An 18,958-nucleotide genomic window follows, 5' to 3' on the forward strand; every position below is an offset into this window, starting at 1 on the left:
GCGGCCCAGCGCAAGGATACAAAAAAGCTCCCGGAAATTCCGGGAGCTTTTTTTCGCTTAATAAGCCAATTCGAGTACATTACGGATATCCGCCTCGTTGAGCACCGCGAAATGCCCAACCGACCCGTCGTTGTTTTCCGCACAACGGTGCGCAAGCTCGTCGAGTACCGATTTATCATTGATACCCATATCCCTCAGGGAGGTAGGCATGCTGATCGTCTTTAAAAAGCTTAGGAACCGTTTGATCCCCTGCGAAACCGTCCAATCCGGATCATTTACATCATATTCCACATCAAAGACGCGCATCGCAAACTGGATAAACCGTTTCGGGGATTTCCTGTAAACATATTTCATCCACGCCGGGAAAACAACCGCAAGGCCCGCGCCGTGCGATACGTCATATTTTGCCGAGAGTTCATGCTCAATCTGGTGCGAACCCCAATCTTCCTCGCGGCCCATTCCGAGAGTCCCGTCGTGGGCAATTTTGCACGCCCACATAATCTCCGCACGCGCGTCGTAATTCTCCGGGTCTGTGACCGCCTTCTTTGCGCTCCGCATCAAGCCGCGCATCACAGCTTCGCTCATCCGGTCCACCACGTCCGTATGCTCCGTCCTGGTGAAATACCGTTCCATTACATGTGCAATTGCATCCGTAATACCCGCGGCGGTATGATACGCCGGAACCGTAAAGGTAAGCTCCGGATTGAGGATGGAAAACACAGGCCGACTGCGGTCGTCCCCATAAGAGAGCTTTGCCATCGTCTTTTCGTTTGTAATAACCATCCCGTCGGAGGATTCGCTCCCGGCGCCCGGAATGGTCAGGATCACGCCCACCGGCAGCAATGCCTGTGCCGTTTTCTTTCCAAGGAAATAGTCCCACACGTCATCGCTGTTCGGCGTACCGCACGCAATCGCTTTCGAGGAATCGATTACGCTGCCGCCGCCCACCGCAAGAATGAAACCGATGCCGTTTGAACGGCAAATATTAATTCCTTCATAAACCAGGTCAAGCCGTGGATTTGCTTTCACTCCCCCAAGCTCGTAAACCGTAATGTTTGCGGCCCGCAGGGATGCGCGCACCCGGTTCAGGAGCCCTGACCGTTCAGCGCTGCCGCTTCCATAATGGAGGAGAACCTTGTCGCTGTATTTTGCAACTTCCTCCCCACACAGAAGCTCGGTTCCCTTCCCAAATATCACCTTTGTCGGGTTGTAAAAAACATCATTATCCATACGGATGTCCTCCTATTATTTTTTATACTTCAATGTTTTAATTTTAGTATGATATGTATACAATGTCAATTGAGCGCTCCCCGCACCCGGGCCTTTTTTCCGGATTATTGCTTTTGACAGGCAAAAAAGACCCGCCTACGTGGCATTTAAGCACAGGCCGTTCGATAAGACTGGGCAGTGTGGTAACAATATGGGTACGCTTCGCTTCTATTTGCCGGGGATCAGAAAAAACGCCCCTCTTTATCCTCCTTTGTCAGTATAAAAAACAGTACATCCGCCACCTCTTGCAGGAAGCCTATTGTTTCCTCATGTCCTGCCACCGGAACCGGCTGCCGAAAACATTTTGCTTTCCTCACTTCGTCAATTTTAATTTTTGTCATCTGATACAACAGCCATGCCTGATCGAATATATTCTTATCCATAACATCCCCTCCATCTATTAGATGTGAGAGGTTTTGCTATGTTTTGTTTCAGCCCCGGAAACCGTGGTTATCTATTCCCTACCAATAACAGGAGGAAACATGTATGTTCTTGATTATTATACCCATCGTATTAATTATTGCCTTTGTATGGCTCCTCATCAAGCTTAAGGTGCTGTGGTGGCTTTTCCTGATCGGCATCGGCCTTATGCTGTGGTGGTTTTTCGCTATACTGCTATAAGCCGCGTTCTTCGGCAAATTTCCCCTGATCTGAACTATTTACAAATTGTTCATCTTTTCTTTGATTAGGGTTCATATTTACCGTTTAATTTATAAGTAACGCTACGGCGATTATATAGAAGGCTTGGAGGTTCAAGCCAATGGGTAATTTTTAGGAATCCCTGATGCATTTCATTGTATCGGGGATTTCGCTTTTTCACTTCCGCGCCCCCAGTATACCTATGGCACCTTGATGCAGGAAAACAGTGTCAACATTGTTACGCTATCAAAAACTATGCGCCATTCAAGCGTCAAAATAACCAGTGATCAGTATATTGACAGCACCCTCGTGATCAAGCAAAGGGCAACCGCGGCAATGGATAATATCCTTGGTTTTGCTCCGCAAAAGGCAAATTCAGGAGACGAAAACGTCCTCGAAAAATGAATGCTGGAATACGATCCAGTACACCTCTGGAACACTTACCACTAAAACGTTCCAAAAATCAAGTAGTACGCAGATATGAGAAAAGCCCGCGACCTCCATGGTTACGGGCTTTTCCGTGTTTTCATTAATACAAAACAGAGGCAGACAAAACGGGGCCCCGCTGAACTCGAATGGAGCGTTAGCGAAATGAGTTCGGCGGGGAAAAGGAGCGGCAGTGGAGCATGAAAAAGCCCTCGCTTTGCGAGGGCTTTGAAATCGCGGAACTTGCCGCGACGTGGTGACCCACCGGAGACTCGAACTCCGGACACCTTGATTAAAAGTCAAGTGCTCTACCACCTGAGCTAGTGGGTCATTTCACATGAACCGTGAATTATTATATCATAACTGCAGAAATGTGTATAGCTTTTTTTCATCTGCAAATATTTTTTTGGCTGGGGTAGCAGGATTTGAACCTACGAATGCTGGAATCAAAATCCAGTGCCTTACCGCTTGGCGATACCCCAATGACTAAAGATAAAAGAAAAATGGGGTGAGTAGTGGGATTCGAACCCACGACCTCCAGGGCCACAACCTGGCGCTCTAACCAACTGGGCTATACCCACCATGTTCAATTATCTTTATGGCGCGCCTGAAGGGATTCGAACCCCTGACACACGGCTTAGAAGGCCGTTGCTCTATCCAACTGAGCTACAGGCGCATAGCACTTGTGGCGCAACGTCGTTAAAACATTCCAGCCTCGGCTGACAATTAAAAATTATAGCAAACGCCCCTTGAAAAGTCAATCGATTTTCCATATTTCCATGACAGGAAATCTTTATGGGCCGCTGTTTATTCATATTTTAATTATTCTACCTTCGCAAACGGGGTATCAATCTAGAAATATAGGCAAAATACAAATTGTAATGAAATGTTCAGAATTTACACATGGATTTTGACATACTACTGTGCTATAATCTGAACTTGTGTGAAAAAGACGGTTCATTAAAAAATGGCCGTACATGGCGAAGGAGGGCTTAATTTGTTATCGTTTATCACAAACTTCAATTTAGCAATGTTCATACTTTTCACCGCACTCTATTTTTATCAGGCAATCTATGTTGTGGTCGCGCTTTTCAGGAAGCCGAAAAAACCCGTTCCTGCGGGAAAGAATCATCATTTTGCAGTGCTGATCGCGGCCCGCAATGAAAGCGCAGTGATTGGCCAACTCATCAGCAGTATCAAAAAGCAAAAATATCCGCAGGATAAAATCGATATCTTTGTTGTTGCCGATAACTGCACAGACAATACGGCAGCGGTCGCCGAAAAGGCGGGCGCGCATGTCTACGAGCGCTATAACAAAAAATATGTCGGAAAGGGTTACGCCTTAAGCTATGCCCTGAATGCCATTAAGCGTGACTATGGCAAAAATGCTTTTGAAGGATATTTCGTATTCGACGCCGACAACCTTCTCGACGAAAATTACGTAGCGGAGATGAACAAGCTCTTCGACCAGGGCTACCGTGTGCTCACCTGCTACCGCAATTCCAAAAACTACGGCACCAATTGGATTTCCGCCGGTTATTCCCTGTGGTTCCTCCGCGAATCGAAATACCTCAACAACCCGCGTATGATGCTCAAAACGAGCTGTGCGATTTCCGGAACCGGCTTCCTGATCCATAATGACATAATCCAGAAAAACCATGGTTGGAAGCATCATTTGCTTACGGAAGATATTGAATTTTCCGTTGACAGCATCATCGACGGGGAAACCATCGGCTATTGCGGCGATGCAAAGATTTATGATGAACAGCCGTGCACATGGAAGCAATCCTGGACGCAGCGTTTGCGTTGGTCCAAGGGTTTCTACCAGGTTCTGGGGAAATACACAAAAGGGCTCCTGAAAGGCTTTGCCGTCGAGCGGCGGTTTGCCTGCTATGACATGTTCATCACAATTGCCCCGGCAATCTTCGTATCCCTCGCGAGCATTTTGGTGAACGCATGCTTCCTCATAAACGGCATGATGGGAAGCAGCTTCTATATCCAGCATCTTGTGTTTTCCACCACTACCTCGGCTATTTTTTCGTCGCTGTTCAACTTCTACATTATGCTGTTCCTTGTAGGGCTGATTACCACGGTTACGGAATGGAAGGAAATCCACGACACAAGCGCGGTGAAGAAAATCCTGTATACATTTTCTTTTCCGTTCTTCATCCTCACCTATATCCCGATTTCCATTGCCGCCCTGTTCAAGAAGATCGGCTGGGACCCGATCCCGCACAATATCTCAAAATCAATTGAAGATTTCGAACGCTCATAAAAAAGCGGATGAAAAAGAATCCATCATATTTTGTACGATGGATTCTTTTTATTTATCCGTTTTAGCAGACAGCCTTACGCAGGCGCCCTTTATCCCCTTTCGAGATCGATACGGAATTCGTTGAGGTCTCCCCGATATTTTGCAATCGAATATTCTACGGGCGTGCCATCCTTCGTATAGGAAAGCGTATAGACCACATAGATCGGCGACCCTTCCGGTATTGCAAGCAGCTTGGAGAGTTCCCCGTCCGCCAGCCCCACTTGCAGTCTCCTCGAAACCCGGTGTACCACAATCCCGAATTTTTCCTCCATCGTTTTATAAAGGGAGTGCTTTCCGAGGTCTACCTTCAAAAGCTCCTTGAAGGGCCTCGACGGAAGATAGGTGCGCGCATATACCATCGGATCATTGTTTGCATAACGCACGCGGTTGATATACACGCAGGACGAGCGGCCATCAAGCCCCAGTTGCTCGAGCACTTCCCTGTCGTTCATCGTTCCCGAATCCACAACCATAGAGGACGGCTGCAGGCCCTTTTTCCTCATTTCGTCATTAAAGCTTTCAATCACCTGGAAAAAACGGCCTTCCACTTTGGGCTTTGCGATAAAGGTTCCCTTGGCCTTCTGGCGTTTCAAATGCCCCTCCGTCACCAATTCACTGAATGCCTGGCGGATCGTGGCCCTGCTGATATTGAGAATCTCGCAAAGCTCTTCCTCGGTCGGAACGGCGTCGCCTTCTTTGAGCTTCCCATTTTCGATATTTTGAATCATAAACTGTTTCAGCTGATAGTAAAGCGGAACAGGAATATCACGGTCCAATTTCAGCTGATAATATACAGAATTCATGCTTTGTGACCCTTTCAAATACCATATAAATTTCTATGTAGATAATAATTTATTATACAGCATTTATACCGTCATTTCAAACACACTATAAAAAATTCAGGCGGGGTTTTCAGCCTGCCCGGTCCGGGTATGCCGGGCCTTATATTAATTAAAACAGCTTTCCGTTTTCCCTTATTCGGCGTTCCTTCCCACAAATACCGCCCGCAGTTTGTCAAACCATATCTTCTGGCTGGGATAAATCCCGTAGTAGCCCGAAAAAACATAGCTGACCGCACAAGCCAGCAGGAAAAACAGTCCTGCTCCCGATCCAAATACTTCCAGCCCCAGTACGAACGCGGTCAGCGGGCAGTTCACCGCTCCGCAAAATACAGAGACCAGCCCAATCCCCGCGCCCATCGATGGCGAAAGCCCCAGCAGGTTCCCGGCAAAACCGCCGAAGGTCGCTCCAATCACAAAGGTCGGAACGATTTCCCCTCCTTTATATCCGGCGCCGATCGTGAGGGCGGTAAATACAATTTTCCATAAAAAATCCTGCGGCGCGGAGGTCCCGTTCACCGCCGCGCCAATAAGGCCAATACTGTCTCCATTATACAGGTTATTCCCCGCCAGGTAAGTCAGCCCCACAATAATAAGACCACCCGCTATGATGCGCGGCATTTTACCAGGAAAAACATGTTCGTAAAACTGCTTTGATTTCCGAAGCGCAACGCAAAACAAAATGCTGACGAGTCCGCATAATGCCGCCAGGATAACCACCTGTATAATCGATATGGGGCCGAGGGCCGGAATTCCCTCCAGCATATAACGCGGAAAATCGATGCGGAACGCGGAAGCGATTAAAAAACCCGTAACGGACGACAAGGCGCAGGGCAGGAGGGCCGAATAAAAAACCACGCCGATGCCTGCAAGTTCCAGCGCCAAAACAATTGCGGTGACGGGCGTTCCCACCACCGCTGCAAAACCGGCGCTGATTCCGCACATAATCATAATCTTCTTTTCCTTTGCAGTCATACGGAACAGCCTGCCCAGCGTTGATGCAAGCCCACCGCCAAGCTGGATCGCCGCCCCTTCCGTGCCGACCGATCCGCCGAAGGCACGTGTAAGAAGCGTGCTGATAAAGATAAGGGGCACCATAACGGAAGGAATACGGTCCGTTCTCCGTACGGAAAAAATTACGGTGTCCGTTCCATTGTCGTGGCTTTTTTTGCACCATCGGTACAGCAGAACAATACAAATGCCGCCAACCGGCAGCAACCAGACCAGCCAATTATGTTCCGTGAAAAATTGTGAGCTTTGGTTAATCAGGATACAAAAAACAGAGCCGATTGTTCCCGCTGCGGCCCCCACCGCAACCGAACACAGGACCCATCTTAAAAATGATTTCAAATAAGGTGTGGCTTTACTCCAAAATTTATGCATACCAGCCGACCATCCGTTCCTTTTTATGTTACCCGGCGGCGTATGCATATAAACAAAAAACAGGCCCTGTCCCGGCCTGTCTTTTATACTTTTAATGTTTTCAGCTTGGGGACAACGCCCATCTTGCCAATCAGCATGGTCGCATAACAGATATTCCCGTCATGCGAAGCGCCGGCGCTTCCCGGATTCACCATCCAAAGGCCGTCCTCATACTCGCAGTATTGCCTGTGCGTATGCCCGAACAGTGCGGCCGCCGCGGCGCATTCCCGGGCATGGTAAAACAATCGGTCATACGAATATTTCACCTTGTAAAGATGCCCGTGCGCGAGCAATATCTTCTGTCCCATCAAAACGATTGTATCTTCCGTATTGCCCGCATCGCCCACGTCGCAGTTCCCTTTTACACAAACAACCCTGGCGCGCGTGTTCTGGTCGATATAGCGGGCGTCCCGTATATGATCGCCCAGATGAAAAATGTATTCCACATCACGGTTTTGCCCCAAAACCGCGTCGATTGCCCCTTTATTTCCATGCGTATCGCTTAATACAAGGGCATGTATATACTGTTCCACTTACATCTCCCGTACTTTTTCCTGAAGCTTTGCGAGCGCCTTGGCGCGATGGCTGATTTTGTTTTTCACTTCCGGCGGAATCTCCGCAAAGGTTTGTCCATATTCTTCCACATAAAAAAGAGGATCGTAGCCAAATCCGTTTTGTCCGCGCGGCTCGTCAATAATCTTCCCTTCCGCACGCTCTTCCACATACAGTTTTTCTTTTCCGCCGTTTGCAAGCACCAGGGCGCACACAAACCATGCGCGGCGGTTCTCCTTGTCCTTCACCATAGACAGAAGCTTGGCGTTGTTCTTTTCATCGTTTGCGCCTTCGCCCGAAAAACGCGCCGAATAGATGCCCGGCGCCATATCGAGCGCTTCCACGCACAGGCCGGAATCATCCGCCAGCACATCGCCTTCCACCATTTCACTGATTTCTACGGCTTTTTTCCTCGCGTTTGCATGGAAGCTGTCTCCATCCTCCACCACATCGGCCGCAATCCCGGCGTCTTTTAAAGATTTTATCTCATCGTAAAAATTTCCAAGGATCGCTTTGATCTCCCTGACCTTTCCCTGGTTATTGGTCGCGATAATCAGCTGTCTCATATTATAATTCCCTCTTCCTTCAAAATTTCTTTCTGGCTCGTAATAATCTCCCTGATGCCTTTTTTGCACAGGGCCATCAGCTTCATGAATTCCTTTTCCGTAACCGTGCGCTTTTCCCCGCAGATTTGTATTTCCCCAATGTTCCCGTCATCCGCCGCAATCATATTCATATCCGCCTGTGCGCCGCTGTCCTCCGTATAGCATAAATCAAGCATGGGAACATCGCCTACAATCCCTGCAGATACTGCGGCAATATGCTTTTTAAGCGGGGACTTTTTAATTAACCCCCGTTTCATCGCTTTATCGATGCAAAGCGCCGCGGCAACAAATGCGCCGCTGATTGAGGCGGTACGCGTCCCTCCGTCCGCGTTCAGCACGTCGCAGTCAATGTAAACCGTATATTCGCCCATCCCCTTAAAATCACATACGCTGCGCAAGGAACGGCCAATCAGCCGTTGTATTTCCACGCTCCGCCCATCCTGCTTTGCCCCGTCGCGCTTTTTCCGGTGGGGCGTTGAAGCCGGCATCATGGAATACTCCGCCGTCAGCCATCCGTCGCCCGTTTCCGCAAGGAACGGCGGCACGCCATCTTCGAGCATTGCCGTACATAAAACCAGTGTGTTCCCCGTGCTGATTAACGCGCTCCCCTGCGCATTCTTCAGTATATTTACTTCAATGTCCAAAGGGCGCAGTTCATCCGTTTTTCTTCCGTTGTCTCTCATCATTTTCTCCCGCTTATTTGCTGCGTTCATTTTAACACAATTCCTGTGTTCACACAATCAGATGTGGTATAATAATGAGACGGAGGACGCTTTATGACACTGGACGGTTTGACATTACACGCGTGCGTAGCCGAACTGAAGGAACGGTGCGCCGACGCTAAAATACAAAAGGTGCTGATGCCCGGCAAGGAAGAGGTCGTGCTCCAGCTTTATTCCGCCGGGGAAGGAACGCTCCGGCTGGTGCTGAACGCGGACGCGGGCGACTGCGCCCTATACCTTACGCGCAATACAAAAGAAAATCCAAAGGTGCCGCCGGTATTCTGCATGTTCCTGCGCAAATACCTGACCGGCGCACATATTACAGGCATTGAACAGCGGGGGCTCGACCGCGTCGTCGTCTTTACGCTCGAAACAAAGGACGAACTGCTCCACCCCATTACGCTCAGGCTTATAATCGAAATCATGGGGAAATATTCCAATATTATCCTTACGGATGCGGAGGATAAAATCCTCGACAGCATCCGCCGCGTATCCGTGGATATGAGCAGTAAGCGGCAGGTGCTGCCCGGTGCGCGTTATGAAAACCCGCCCCAGACAAAATTTGATCCCCTCACGCTTTCCCCCACGACGCTTATGGAGGCGCTTACAACGCATAGGGATACCAAAATCGTCAACCATATTGTTTCTGTTTTTGACGGTGTTTCGCTGCAAACTGCGCAGGAAATTTTACACCGTTCCGGGATTGGCGTGTTACTCACATCTGAATTATCCCCAAAGCTTGTGGAGCGGCTTGCCGAAAGCATGCGGGATTTTTTGCAGCGGGCCGTTTCCCATCCTGCGCCATGCGTACAATTTAACGCGGACAAAATGCCCGTTTTCTTTTCGTGCATTCCCTATGAAACCTATCCGGCGGAAACGCGCAGGGCCTTTCCTACGGTCAATGAAACGCTGGATTTCTATTACGGCCGGCGCCTGTTGATCTCGCGTCTAAAACAGCAAAGGGAAGCGCTCTATAAAACGGTTCATAAAATTTACGCAAAGCTGCAAAAGCTGATCGGCGTATATGAAGCCACGCTGCGTGACGCCGCCAAAGAGCAAAAGCTGCAAAAGCGCGCCGATCTCATCACGGCAAATATCTATCGCCTGAAAAAGGGCATGAAGGATTTTGAAGCGGTGGATTATGAAACGGGAGAAACGGTCACGGTTCCCCTCGACGTATCGCGTACGCCGCAGGAAACGGCGCAAAAGCTATATAAAAAAATCGGAAAGCTAAAAACCGCGTCCGCGATCAGCGCGCAAAAGCTCGCGGACGCCCGTGAAGAGCAGGACTTCCTAGAAGGGGTGCTGCACTTCACGGAAAATGCGGAAACTCCCGGGGATATTGCGGATATCCGGCATACGCTTGTACGTGCAGGCTACCTTTCCGCTCCGCCTAAAAGCAAAAAGGAACCGGAAACCCAATCCCGGCCCCTCCGTTTCCTGTCTCCCGGCGGCTATGAAATTTACGTCGGCAAGAATGACAGGCAAAACGACCAGCTTACCATGCGCACCGCCGCAAAGGACGACATCTGGTTTCATACGCAAAAAATTCCCGGGTCGCATGTGCTCCTTGTTACAAACGGCGTACCGCTCGATCATATCGACGACGAAACCGTCGTCATGGCGGCCGAGCTTGCGGCGGCCCATTCGCGCGCCCGCCAGTCCGGAAAAACGCCCGTCGATTATACGCAGCGGAAAAACCTCAGGAAACCGCCGTCCGCCCGCCCGGGCAAGGTCATCTATGACGATTATTTTACGGTCTATGTGGACGCGCATAAGGGCTTGCAATACAAACCCGCGGAGGAAGGCTGATGGACGTCCGGACGGAAATCTACGATTTATTTACAAAAGGGATCAACCGGGATGAAAACCGGAATCTTCCCATTCCCGATCAATACATCATCAAGCGGGGGCATTCCCCCAACGGCTGGTACTCCCTGTCCAATAAAGACCGTATCCGCCTCCAGCTTTCCCCGGTGGCGGGAAACTGGGATTATGTCCAGCTCAACGACCTTATGTTCCTGTGGTACAGCGGGGACGTATTGAAAAAGCTGATTGCGTATTCCGATTATCCGGATGGAAGCACGCGCGCCTATTTTGAGGGCGATTTCCATATCACCTCCATCATCCGCCACAGAATCCCGCCTACCGTGCTGACGCGGAAATATTGCAAAATTTGCGCCGACAACCTGTTGGGGCGGGAAATACGCAGTTTTTACGTCAATCTCGGGCAAAAGGGAGCCGGTGAAGGCTTTTATGACGTACGGCTGTATGATAAGGGGCTTTTCTCCCGTGTTCCTATCCCCGGGAAGGTCGACGCGATCTGGCCTTTTAATAAATGGTTCCAGCACAGCCTGCGGCTTCATGCGCCGCAGTATAAACCTTGCGGAAAAAGCCGCGGATAATTTTTAGGCAGGGAATAAAAGCGCCCTGAAACGTAAAGCATAACCTGTGGCGCCATATCCGCACAAATATTATCAGGAGGATTCGCAGATGGATCACTTTATTGAAACTCTGACATACAACGGAAAAAGCAAGGACCTGCCCGAAGAATATAATTACTTTGGAGGACTGATTGGCAGCTGGAAGCTTGATTATACCGACCACAACATATCCTGTTCGGTTAAAGGGGAATGGCATTTTTCATGGATTCTTGAAGGTATGGCAATACAGGATGTTATTATTTTACCTTCCCGCGATACAAAAACTGAAACCCCGCATCCTGTCGCTGAATACGGCACGACGCTTCGTATCTACAATCCCGGTACGCACGCATGGGATGTTGCCTATGGTTACACAGGAAAAATAATTCGGCTTGAGGCAAGAAAACAAAATGGTATGATCGTTCTTACGAACATTGACGATGACAGGAGAAAATGGGTTTTTGTAAAAATAGAAGAGAATCGTTTCCATTGGCAAAATGTTACCGTAAAAGATGACGGCGAATGGCACATAAATGCCGAAATATATGCCGAGCGTCAATAACAGCCGTGTAGCTGCCGGCCTGCAGCGGCATCATTGTAAAAAATGCGTATTTGTCCTGCCTGCAATTAACCCATCGGCGAAAAGAATTCACTCCAAATAAGAAAATGGCATAGCGGAAACCGTTATGCCGTTTCAAATAGCCATATTGTGAAGCCGCCCCAAATCCGCGGCTTCTATTTTGCCGTTTATTTTACCGGAAGCTTCCTGCTTCCCGGTTTTACGAGCGGAGCGCCTGTTTTACAGATCGGGCATTCGTCCGGCTCATAGGACTTCACTTCCATGGAAAGCACCGCACGGAAAGGCACGCCGAAATCCACTCCGCCAGCGCTGCGGTCGACGACGCTGCCCACCCCGGCAACCTCGGCTCCCATCTCTTTAAGCAGGGCGATAACCTCTTTCACGGACCCGCCCGTCGTAACGACGTCCTCCGTCACAAGCACCCTCGCCCCTTTTTCCACCGCAAACCCGCGGCGCAGGGTCATTTTCCCATTCTCACGCTCCGCAAAAATATTCTTCACACCAAGCTGGCGCGACATTTCATACGCCATAATAATCCCGCCGATTGCAGGCCCAACCACGAGATCGATTTTCATATCGGAAAACTGTTCCGCAAGCTGCGCGCAGATTTTTTCCGATACGTCGGGATATTGAAACAGTTTCGCACACTGCATATACTTATCGGAATGCCTTCCCGACGTCAGCAGGAAATGGCCCTCCAGCATCACTTCTTTTTCCTTGAAAATCGCAATAATTTCTTCTTGTGTCATCATCTCAGGATTCCCCTTTTCATTCTATATTCAGCGAACCGGTCAGCTCGCTCACCCGGTTCAGTCCGGCCTTCTGCGCAAACTGTTCCAGTTCAAAGCCAATTTCTTCCGCTGCCGATGGATTGCGCATCGTCGCGGTCCCTACCATCACGGCGTCCGCCCCGGCAATCATGAATTCCGCAGCGTCCGCCCCCGTCATGATGCCGCCCATGCCAATAATCGGCAGCCCAAGGTTCGCCCGGTAAACTTCCCACACCATCCGCAGTGCAACGGGCTTTACCGCCGGGCCTGAAAGCCCTCCCGTCACATTGGCGAGAAGCGGCCGCCTCGTGACCGCATGAATCGACATCCCGGTGATGGTGTTAATCAGGGACAGGGCGTCCGCGCCGCCGTCCGCCGCTGCTTTCGCCATATCCGCAATATGGGTCACATTGGGCGTCAATTTCACGATAATCGGTTTCCCCGAAACCTTTTTCACTTCCTCCACCACGCCGCGCAGCGTCTTTTCATCCGTCCCGAAGTTCACGCCGCCATGCTTTACGTTGGGGCAGGAAACGTTGACCTCAAACAGGTCGATTTCCGTGCCGCTTAAGCGCTCGGCGACATAAACGTAATCTTCAACGCACGCACCGGCAATATTGGCAATTTTCACCGTGTCGATTCCCTTCACACGGGGCCATATCGTGCGCAGGAATTCATCGACTCCCGGGTTCTGCAGCCCCACGGAATTCAGGACCCCGCTCGCCGTTTCCGCGATGCGTATGGGCGGATTCCCCATCCGCGGCTCCCTTGTAAGCGCCTTCAGCGTAAAAGCTCCGAGTTTTGAGAGGTCCATGTAAAGCCCATATTCCTCCGCAAATCCAAATGTTCCCGATGCGGTAATAATAGGATTTTTCAGCTCTACGCCTGCAATGTTTACACGCATATCAGTCATAAAACGAATCCACCTCCCTGATATCGAAAACAGGCCCCTGCAGGCATACCTTCCTGTATTGCCCGCCAACCTTGCATACGCACGTTGCGCATCCGCCGGTGCCGCATCCCATATGCTGCTCCAATGAGACAAACGTGGGAATATCCCCCACGACTCCCGCAAGGGATTTAAAGAACACATGCGGCCCGCACGCGAGGATCACATCCGGCGTTTCGTTCGCCGCGAGTTCCGCGTGCAGCACATCCGTGCAAAATCCCCGCGTGCAATAGCTGCCGTCGTCTGTCGTGATATGCGTTTTTGCAAACCCTTCAAAATCGTGCGCCTGATAAACGCATTCCCGGTTGCGGTAACCGAGGAACGCGGTATACTCCCTGTCGGGATATTTGCAGTAAAGCGATTTCAGCGGTGCAATCCCAATTCCGCCGCCCACCAGCCACACCTTTTTCATGCCGTCCGTAAGCTGGAAGCCGTTTCCGAGCGGCATCAAAACGTCGAGCGTATCGCCCGCACGCACAAGGGAAAGAAGCCTCGTGCCCCTGCCAATTGCGTTATAGGCCAGATGTACCTCTTTTTTTTCAAAATCCACATAGTTGATACTGATCGGCCGCCGCAGCAAAAGCTCTTTTGCATGCGGGATTTCAATATGCGCAAACTGTCCCGGACGGTAAAGCCGCAGGAAATCCTCCGTACATGTAAGTTTCATCAGGTAGGTATTCTGCGCAATCAGGTCGTTCGAGAGAACCTGCTCGGTAAAGTGCTTTTTAATCATGACCTTCTCTTCCTGTCAATGATCTCGATAAATTCGTCAAACAAATAAGCCGTATCCTCCGGCCCCGGCGCCGCTTCCGGGTGGAATTGAACCGTAAACATCGGATAACCGATGTATTTTACGCCTTCAATTGTCTGGTCGTTCCAGTTCTTATGCGATACCACCGCGCAGGCGGGAAGGGAGCGGCTCATGATCGTGTAACCGTGGTTCTGCGAGGTAATATATACCTTATTTTTCTGCATATCCTTCACGGGATGGTTCGCCCCCCTGTGGCCATATTTCAGTTTTTCCGTATCCGCCCCCATGGCGAGCGCCACAAGCTGGTGGCCAAGGCAAATCCCAAAAATCGGGAGCTTCCCGATCAGTTGTTTCAGGTTCTCAATGATTTCCGTGTTCACCTTCGGGTCTCCCGGGCCGTTCGTCAGCATCAGGCCGTCAAAGCCGCCCGCAAGAATTTCCTGCGGATTTGTCCTCGCCGGGAAAACGGTAAGCGCGCATCCGCGTTTTTCAAGGCTGCGGAGAATGTTGCGCTTAAGGCCAAAATCGAGCACCGCCACCTTGCGCTCTCCCGTGCAATACTGATACTTTTTCGTACAGGTCGTTTCATCCACCGGGCGTTCCACCTCAAACACCTTCATTTTCTCAATCTGGTGGACGGACGGGGGCACCTGCGTAATAATTCCGTGCATCGTCCCCTTATCGCGCAGCTTCCGCGTCAGTTCGCGCGTATCGATCCCTGCAAGTCCAACGATCTGGTAACGCTCCAGATACTCCTGGAGGGTTTCCTTACAATTCCAGTTGGAAGGTTCTTTGCAGAGCTCGCGCATGACAAATGCGCGTACCTGCGGGCCCGCAGACTCCGAGATTGCTTCGTCAATCCCGTAATTTCCAATCATCGGATAGGTCATCGTCACAATCTGGCCGCAGTAAGAAGGGTCGGTCAGAACCTCCTGATAGCCCGTCATGCCCGTGTTGAACACAACTTCCCCCATAATATCCACTTTTGCCCCAAAGGATTCCCCTTTGAAAATCGTTCCGTCTTCCAGTGTCAGATACGCCATTACTTATATGCTCCCTTATTCGTCGTATGAAATTCCATTTTTATCAAAGGTATCGAGAATATCGCGCCGCATTGCGAGCGTCGCCTCCCGCGCTGCCTTGTCGAAGGGCAGCTTTGCATATGCCTCGCTGCGGTAAGCGGTCAGGATTGCGCGTGAATTGTTTACGATTCCTCCAAGGCCCTTTTTGTCAAAGTTCGGAAGCAGGCCTTCCGCGCTGCCGCCCTGCGCCCCATAACCCGGGATCAGTACAAAAATATGCGGATGCGTTTCCCGGATGCGGGCCGCCTGCTGCGGATATGTCGCCCCGATCACCGCCCCTACGGAGGAATAGCCGCAGGCCCCGATGCACTCCCTGCCCCATTCCTGCACGTAATCCGCCATGCGGTCATAAATCGTTTTATGCTCCAGCTCAAGGTCCTGAATCTCGCCCGAGCTTTTGTTGGATGTTTTTACCAGCACGAATATCCCCTTGCCGTACTTTTTGCAATCGTCCACAAACGGAGCGATCCCGTCCGTGCCAAGATAGCCGTTCACCGTCGCAAAATCCGCATCAAATACCGGAAGCTCCTCTTCCCCTATTTTTGTCCTGCCGATATATGCGCTTGAATATGCCGTCGCCGTGGCGCCGATATCATTGCGTTTTACGTCCGCAATCACGATAAGCCCCGCGCTTTTCGCATAGCGGATCGTATCGCGAAAGGCCTTCATCCCTTCGCAGCCGTACATCTCATAATAGGCCGCCTGTACCTTTACCGCCGGCACAATGTCCGCAATCGCATCCACCAGCGCGCAGTTATACTGGAATATATTGTTCGCCGCATAGGTAAGGGCATCCGTCGAAAACTCACGCGACAGGAACTCCTGCGGGATATAATCAAATTTCGTATCAAGCCCCACGCAAATCGGGCTTTTCTTTTCTACAATTTGCTCAATCAGCCTGTCTATCATAGGTAAACTTCCCTTTCCTGATCGTATGGCACACGCGTCCCTTAAGCTCCATACCTAAAAACGGGCTGTTTTTCGCTTTCGAGACAACCATGTCTTTATTATACACGAATTTCTCATTTATGTCGCATATCGTGATATCTGCAAGCGCATTTTTTTTCAGTTTGCCGCCTTCGATTCCCAAAAGCTCGTGCGGCCGTCCGGATAAGAGCCGGGCAATATCCGTAAGCCCGATCACCCCCGGCTCGAGCAGGTTTGTCACGGTAAGTGGGAACGCCGTCTCAAAGCCGATCATCCCAAAGGGCGCTTCCTCGATTTCCCGCGCCTTTTCTTCTTCGCTGTGCGGCGCGTGGTCTGTGGCAATCGCGTCGATCGTCCCGTCCGCAATCCCTTCCCGCACGGCCAGCATATCTCCCTTTTCCCGGAGCGGAGGGTTCACCTTTGCATTCGGATTCCGGTCCAAAATTTTTTCATCGGTAATGGAAAAATAATGGGGCCCCGTCTCGCACGTCACGGGCGCGCCGTTTGCCTTGGCGCGCCGCACAAGTTCCACGCTGCCCGCCGTCGACACATGGCAAATATGGATCGGCGTACCCAGCTTTTCCGCATAGAAAATATCCCGCGCCGTCATGGTCTCTTCAATGGCGCGCGGTATTCCGGGAATTCCCGCCTTCCGCGCGTTTTCCCCATCGTGCACCGCGCCGTTCCCGCGCTTTGCGAGGTCCTCCTCATGCAGCATCAGCAGCGCGTGGAGCTCCCTGGCGCGTTTCATTGCCGCAATAATCATTTCATCTTCGGCGACGGGCATTCCGTCGTCCGAGAACGCCGCGGCGCCAGCCTTTAAGAGTCCTGCAAAATCGGTCAGCTCTTTTCCCCGCATCCCGCGCGTAATCGCTGCGACGGGCAGCACGTCCGCAAAGCCCGCCTTCCCCGCTTTTTCAATGATATACCTTATAACCTCCGGACTGTCCGCCACCGGCTTCGTATTCGGCATACAGCATACGGCGGTATAGCCGCCCGCCGCCGCGGCACGCGTGCCCGTCACGATATCCTCTTTATGTGTCAGCCCCGGGTCGCGCAGGTGGCAATGCAGCTCCAGGAATCCCGGAAATGCGACAAGCCCGGTCCCGTCGATCGTACGGTCCGCTTTTCCGGCAATTCCCGTCCCAAGCTCCGTTATGCGTTCCCCTTCTATCAGGATATTCGCACCTTTTATGATGTCGTCCGCATTCACGGCTGTGATATTTTGAATCAATATCGACATAAGACTCCTTCATAAGGCAGCGGGCGGGATTGCCCCGCCCGCTCCATAGTTTAAATATTTTTCGGAAGTACGATGTTGAGGATAATCCCCGCAAGCGCGCTCAGGAAGATGTTCGAGAGCGTGAACGACTCCGAAAACTGGATGCCGCCGGAAAGGCCAAGGCCAATGACCAGCATCAACGAAACGATAATCAGGTTGCGGCTGTGCGTGAAATCAAGGTTCGCTTCCGCCAGCGTCCGCAGGCCGATCGTCGCAATCATGCCAAAGAGCAGGATGGATACCCCGCCCATAACCGCACCCGGAATGGAGCCGAGGAACGCCGTGAAAACGCCGAAGAAGCTGATAATGATGGCAAATATTGCCGCAATACGCAGCGTAAGCGGGTTATAATTTTTGGTCACCGCCAGCACGCCCGTGTTTTCTCCGTACGTCGTGTTTGCGGGGCCGCCCAGGAAACCGGCGACCATCGTCGCGATCCCGTCGCCCATCAGGGTCCTGTGCAGGCCCGGGTCCTCAAGGAAATTCTTGCCGACCACCGCGCCGTTTGTCGTGATATCGCCGATGTGCTCCATAAAGGTCACAATGGCGATCGGCGCGATAATACTCACCGACGTCAATACGCCCGCAGGCTCGAGCTCGTGCGTCAGGAAAATGTTAAACGGCGGCACCTGAAAGCCAAGGTTGGCGCCGTTCTGAAAACCGGAAAAATCCACCTGCCCCATCAGCGCGGCACAGACATATCCTACCGCAATGGCAATAATAATCGGCACCAGCTTGAAAAAACCTTTTGCAAAAATGGAGATAACCACCATGGTCACCACTACGATCAGCGCGATGACCCAGCGCATCCATAAAATATCCGCAACTCCCTCCGCGGCCGGGGCGGTAATAATGTTGTTGAACGCGGTCGGCGCAAGGGTAAGGCCGATAACCATAATCATCGGGCCCGTTACAATCGGCGGAAAAACCGACATAACGCGTTTTACCCCCACGAGCTTTACCACAAGCGCGAGGATCAGGTATAATGCGCCCGCAGACATGATGCCGATGGCCACATACGGCAGGGCCGCCTGATAGGCCGGGGATGCGAGATATCCCTCCACCGACGGGTCAACGCCGCTGATCTGTGTCGCGACGATCACAATCACGCCGATAAACGCAAAACTCGAGCCAAGGAACACCGGCACTTTTCCCTTGGTAATCAGGTGAAAGATCAGCGTGCCGATCCCCGCGCAGCAAATTGCCACCGCAGGATTGAGCCCAGTTAAAAGGGGAACCAGTACCGTTGCGCCAAACATGGCGAACAGGTGCTGGAACCCGAGAATCAGCTTTTTGCCGATTCCCTGCTGTTGGTCAAGTGAATTTTCCATATGATACCTCCCAATATAATATGAATAATAATTGCTTCTCCCTTACCGCCCCCTTCCGGCAGCAGTAAGGATATG

The 18,958-nt window shown here is 51.2% G+C and carries 19 protein-coding genes and 4 tRNA genes; 5 read left to right on the top strand and 18 right to left on the bottom strand.

Going from position 1 to position 18,958, the window contains the following annotated elements; translation table 11 throughout:
- Window positions 1–57: 57 nt before the first annotated feature.
- A complete protein-coding gene (locus tag BBD38_RS02285) occupies window positions 58–1,230 on the bottom strand; it encodes an iron-containing alcohol dehydrogenase (protein ID WP_066684018.1) in 1,173 nt (390 codons plus the stop codon).
- A gap of 221 nt (window positions 1,231–1,451) precedes the next feature.
- Complete coding sequence (locus BBD38_RS02290) at window positions 1,452–1,652, bottom strand: hypothetical protein (RefSeq protein ID WP_066684019.1); 201 nt, start codon at window positions 1,650–1,652, stop codon at window positions 1,452–1,454.
- A 103-nt stretch (window positions 1,653–1,755) separates the two neighbouring features.
- Here BBD38_RS02290 and BBD38_RS15020 point away from each other — a divergent pair, with 103 nt between their 5' ends.
- A complete protein-coding gene (locus BBD38_RS15020; protein WP_268873169.1) occupies window positions 1,756–1,890 on the top strand; it encodes a hypothetical protein in 135 nt (44 codons plus the stop codon).
- Between the two features lie 698 nt (window positions 1,891–2,588).
- Here BBD38_RS15020 and BBD38_RS02295 read toward each other — a convergent pair.
- The 4 genes from BBD38_RS02295 to BBD38_RS02310 form a co-directional block, all read right to left on the bottom strand.
- Window positions 2,589–2,664, bottom strand: a tRNA-Lys gene (locus tag BBD38_RS02295).
- A 77-nt stretch (window positions 2,665–2,741) separates the two neighbouring features.
- A tRNA-Gln gene (locus BBD38_RS02300) sits at window positions 2,742–2,816 on the bottom strand.
- 22 nt (window positions 2,817–2,838) lie between these two features.
- A tRNA-His gene (locus BBD38_RS02305) sits at window positions 2,839–2,915 on the bottom strand.
- 18 nt (window positions 2,916–2,933) lie between these two features.
- Window positions 2,934–3,010 (bottom strand) — tRNA-Arg (locus tag BBD38_RS02310).
- 321 nt (window positions 3,011–3,331) lie between these two features.
- On the opposite strand from BBD38_RS02310, the gene BBD38_RS02315 reads away from it, so the two are divergent.
- Entirely contained in the window at window positions 3,332–4,609 is a 1,278-nt protein-coding gene (locus BBD38_RS02315; protein ID WP_235829077.1) for a glycosyltransferase family 2 protein, read from the top strand.
- Window positions 4,610–4,698: 89 nt separating this feature from the next.
- Here the strand turns inward: BBD38_RS02315 and BBD38_RS02320 are convergent, their stop codons facing one another.
- The 5 genes from BBD38_RS02320 to rph form a co-directional block, all read right to left on the bottom strand.
- Window positions 4,699–5,451: a GntR family transcriptional regulator gene (locus BBD38_RS02320; protein WP_066684023.1), complete on the bottom strand. Its 753-nt coding sequence runs from the start codon at window positions 5,449–5,451 to the stop codon at window positions 4,699–4,701.
- 171 nt (window positions 5,452–5,622) lie between these two features.
- Window positions 5,623–6,837 (bottom strand): chloride channel protein, encoded by a 1,215-nt coding sequence (locus BBD38_RS02325; protein ID WP_172807735.1) that lies wholly within the window; start codon window positions 6,835–6,837, stop codon window positions 5,623–5,625.
- A gap of 116 nt (window positions 6,838–6,953) precedes the next feature.
- Entirely contained in the window at window positions 6,954–7,442 is a 489-nt protein-coding gene (locus BBD38_RS02330) for a metallophosphoesterase family protein (protein WP_066684027.1), read from the bottom strand.
- The gene (locus BBD38_RS02335) at window positions 7,443–8,027 is read right to left on the bottom strand and encodes an XTP/dITP diphosphatase (protein WP_066684029.1); all 585 of its coding nucleotides are present in this window, start codon (window positions 8,025–8,027) and stop codon (window positions 7,443–7,445) included.
- On the bottom strand, window positions 8,024–8,749 hold the full coding sequence (gene rph / locus BBD38_RS02340) for a ribonuclease PH (protein ID WP_066684241.1): 726 nt from the start codon (window positions 8,747–8,749) through the stop codon (window positions 8,024–8,026). Before rph ends, BBD38_RS02335 begins: the two co-directional genes overlap by 4 nt.
- A gap of 93 nt (window positions 8,750–8,842) precedes the next feature.
- Here rph and BBD38_RS02345 point away from each other — a divergent pair, with 93 nt between their 5' ends.
- The 3 genes from BBD38_RS02345 (at window position 8,843) to BBD38_RS02355 (ending at window position 11,773) form a co-directional block, all read left to right on the top strand.
- The gene (locus tag BBD38_RS02345) at window positions 8,843–10,600 is read left to right on the top strand and encodes an Rqc2 family fibronectin-binding protein (protein WP_066684031.1); all 1,758 of its coding nucleotides are present in this window, start codon (window positions 8,843–8,845) and stop codon (window positions 10,598–10,600) included.
- Window positions 10,600–11,193, top strand: a complete 594-nt coding sequence (locus tag BBD38_RS02350; RefSeq protein WP_066684036.1) for a hypothetical protein — start codon at window positions 10,600–10,602, stop codon at window positions 11,191–11,193. Before BBD38_RS02345 ends, BBD38_RS02350 begins: the two co-directional genes overlap by 1 nt.
- Window positions 11,194–11,281: 88 nt before the next feature.
- Window positions 11,282–11,773 carry a hypothetical protein gene (locus BBD38_RS02355; RefSeq protein ID WP_066684037.1) on the top strand — a complete coding sequence of 164 codons (492 nt, stop codon included), beginning with the start codon at window positions 11,282–11,284 and terminating at the stop codon, window positions 11,771–11,773.
- A gap of 185 nt (window positions 11,774–11,958) precedes the next feature.
- On the opposite strand, the gene pyrE is transcribed toward BBD38_RS02355, so the two are convergent.
- Genes pyrE through BBD38_RS02390 form a run of 7 tightly spaced genes read right to left on the bottom strand, consistent with a single transcriptional unit; the run spans window position 11,959 to window position 18,883 of the window.
- A complete protein-coding gene (gene pyrE / locus BBD38_RS02360; RefSeq protein WP_172807743.1) occupies window positions 11,959–12,540 on the bottom strand; it encodes an orotate phosphoribosyltransferase in 582 nt (193 codons plus the stop codon).
- A 19-nt stretch (window positions 12,541–12,559) separates the two neighbouring features.
- Window positions 12,560–13,474, bottom strand: a complete 915-nt coding sequence (locus BBD38_RS02365) for a dihydroorotate dehydrogenase (RefSeq protein WP_066684040.1) — start codon at window positions 13,472–13,474, stop codon at window positions 12,560–12,562.
- On the bottom strand, window positions 13,467–14,243 hold the full coding sequence (locus BBD38_RS02370) for a dihydroorotate dehydrogenase electron transfer subunit (RefSeq protein WP_066684041.1): 777 nt from the start codon (window positions 14,241–14,243) through the stop codon (window positions 13,467–13,469). The genes BBD38_RS02365 and BBD38_RS02370 overlap by 8 nt, the downstream gene beginning before the upstream one ends.
- Entirely contained in the window at window positions 14,240–15,304 is a 1,065-nt protein-coding gene (locus BBD38_RS02375) for a carbamoyl phosphate synthase small subunit (RefSeq protein WP_066684042.1), read from the bottom strand. The genes BBD38_RS02370 and BBD38_RS02375 overlap by 4 nt, the downstream gene beginning before the upstream one ends.
- 15 nt (window positions 15,305–15,319) lie before the next feature.
- A complete protein-coding gene (gene pyrF / locus BBD38_RS02380) occupies window positions 15,320–16,252 on the bottom strand; it encodes an orotidine-5'-phosphate decarboxylase (protein ID WP_066684043.1) in 933 nt (310 codons plus the stop codon).
- Window positions 16,233–17,513: a dihydroorotase gene (locus BBD38_RS02385; RefSeq protein WP_066684044.1), complete on the bottom strand. Its 1,281-nt coding sequence runs from the start codon at window positions 17,511–17,513 to the stop codon at window positions 16,233–16,235. The genes pyrF and BBD38_RS02385 overlap by 20 nt, the downstream gene beginning before the upstream one ends.
- A gap of 50 nt (window positions 17,514–17,563) precedes the next feature.
- Window positions 17,564–18,883 carry a uracil-xanthine permease family protein gene (locus tag BBD38_RS02390; RefSeq protein ID WP_066684046.1) on the bottom strand — a complete coding sequence of 440 codons (1,320 nt, stop codon included), beginning with the start codon at window positions 18,881–18,883 and terminating at the stop codon, window positions 17,564–17,566.
- Between the last annotated feature and the right edge of the window lie 75 nt (window positions 18,884–18,958).

It is taken from the genome of Christensenella intestinihominis (assembly GCF_001678845.1).
GTDB classification, from domain to species: Bacteria; Bacillota; Clostridia; order Christensenellales; family Christensenellaceae; genus Christensenella; species Christensenella intestinihominis.

What these genes read in the sequence shown, in the direction of transcription:
- BBD38_RS02290 (WP_066684019.1), bottom strand. Translation starts at nt 1,652, where the DNA reads ATGGATAAGAATATATTCGATCAGGCATGGCTGTTGTATCAGATGACA.
- BBD38_RS02370 (WP_066684041.1), bottom strand. Translation starts at nt 14,243, where the DNA reads ATGATTAAAAAGCACTTTACCGAGCAGGTTCTCTCGAACGACCTGATT.
- BBD38_RS02385 (WP_066684044.1), bottom strand. Translation starts at nt 17,513, where the DNA reads ATGTCGATATTGATTCAAAATATCACAGCCGTGAATGCGGACGACATC.
- BBD38_RS02355 (WP_066684037.1), top strand. Translation starts at nt 11,282, where the DNA reads ATGGATCACTTTATTGAAACTCTGACATACAACGGAAAAAGCAAGGAC.
- BBD38_RS15020 (WP_268873169.1), top strand. Translation starts at nt 1,756, where the DNA reads ATGTTCTTGATTATTATACCCATCGTATTAATTATTGCCTTTGTATGG.
- pyrF (WP_066684043.1), bottom strand. Translation starts at nt 16,252, where the DNA reads ATGATAGACAGGCTGATTGAGCAAATTGTAGAAAAGAAAAGCCCGATT.
- BBD38_RS02350 (WP_066684036.1), top strand. Translation starts at nt 10,600, where the DNA reads ATGGACGTCCGGACGGAAATCTACGATTTATTTACAAAAGGGATCAAC.
- BBD38_RS02365 (WP_066684040.1), bottom strand. Translation starts at nt 13,474, where the DNA reads ATGACTGATATGCGTGTAAACATTGCAGGCGTAGAGCTGAAAAATCCT.
- BBD38_RS02320 (WP_066684023.1), bottom strand. Translation starts at nt 5,451, where the DNA reads ATGAATTCTGTATATTATCAGCTGAAATTGGACCGTGATATTCCTGTT.
- pyrE (WP_172807743.1), bottom strand. Translation starts at nt 12,540, where the DNA reads ATGACACAAGAAGAAATTATTGCGATTTTCAAGGAAAAAGAAGTGATG.
- BBD38_RS02345 (WP_066684031.1), top strand. Translation starts at nt 8,843, where the DNA reads ATGACACTGGACGGTTTGACATTACACGCGTGCGTAGCCGAACTGAAG.
- BBD38_RS02285 (WP_066684018.1), bottom strand. Translation starts at nt 1,230, where the DNA reads ATGGATAATGATGTTTTTTACAACCCGACAAAGGTGATATTTGGGAAG.
- rph (WP_066684241.1), bottom strand. Translation starts at nt 8,749, where the DNA reads ATGAGAGACAACGGAAGAAAAACGGATGAACTGCGCCCTTTGGACATT.
- BBD38_RS02335 (WP_066684029.1), bottom strand. Translation starts at nt 8,027, where the DNA reads ATGAGACAGCTGATTATCGCGACCAATAACCAGGGAAAGGTCAGGGAG.
- BBD38_RS02390 (WP_066684046.1), bottom strand. Translation starts at nt 18,883, where the DNA reads ATGGAAAATTCACTTGACCAACAGCAGGGAATCGGCAAAAAGCTGATT.
- BBD38_RS02375 (WP_066684042.1), bottom strand. Translation starts at nt 15,304, where the DNA reads ATGGCGTATCTGACACTGGAAGACGGAACGATTTTCAAAGGGGAATCC.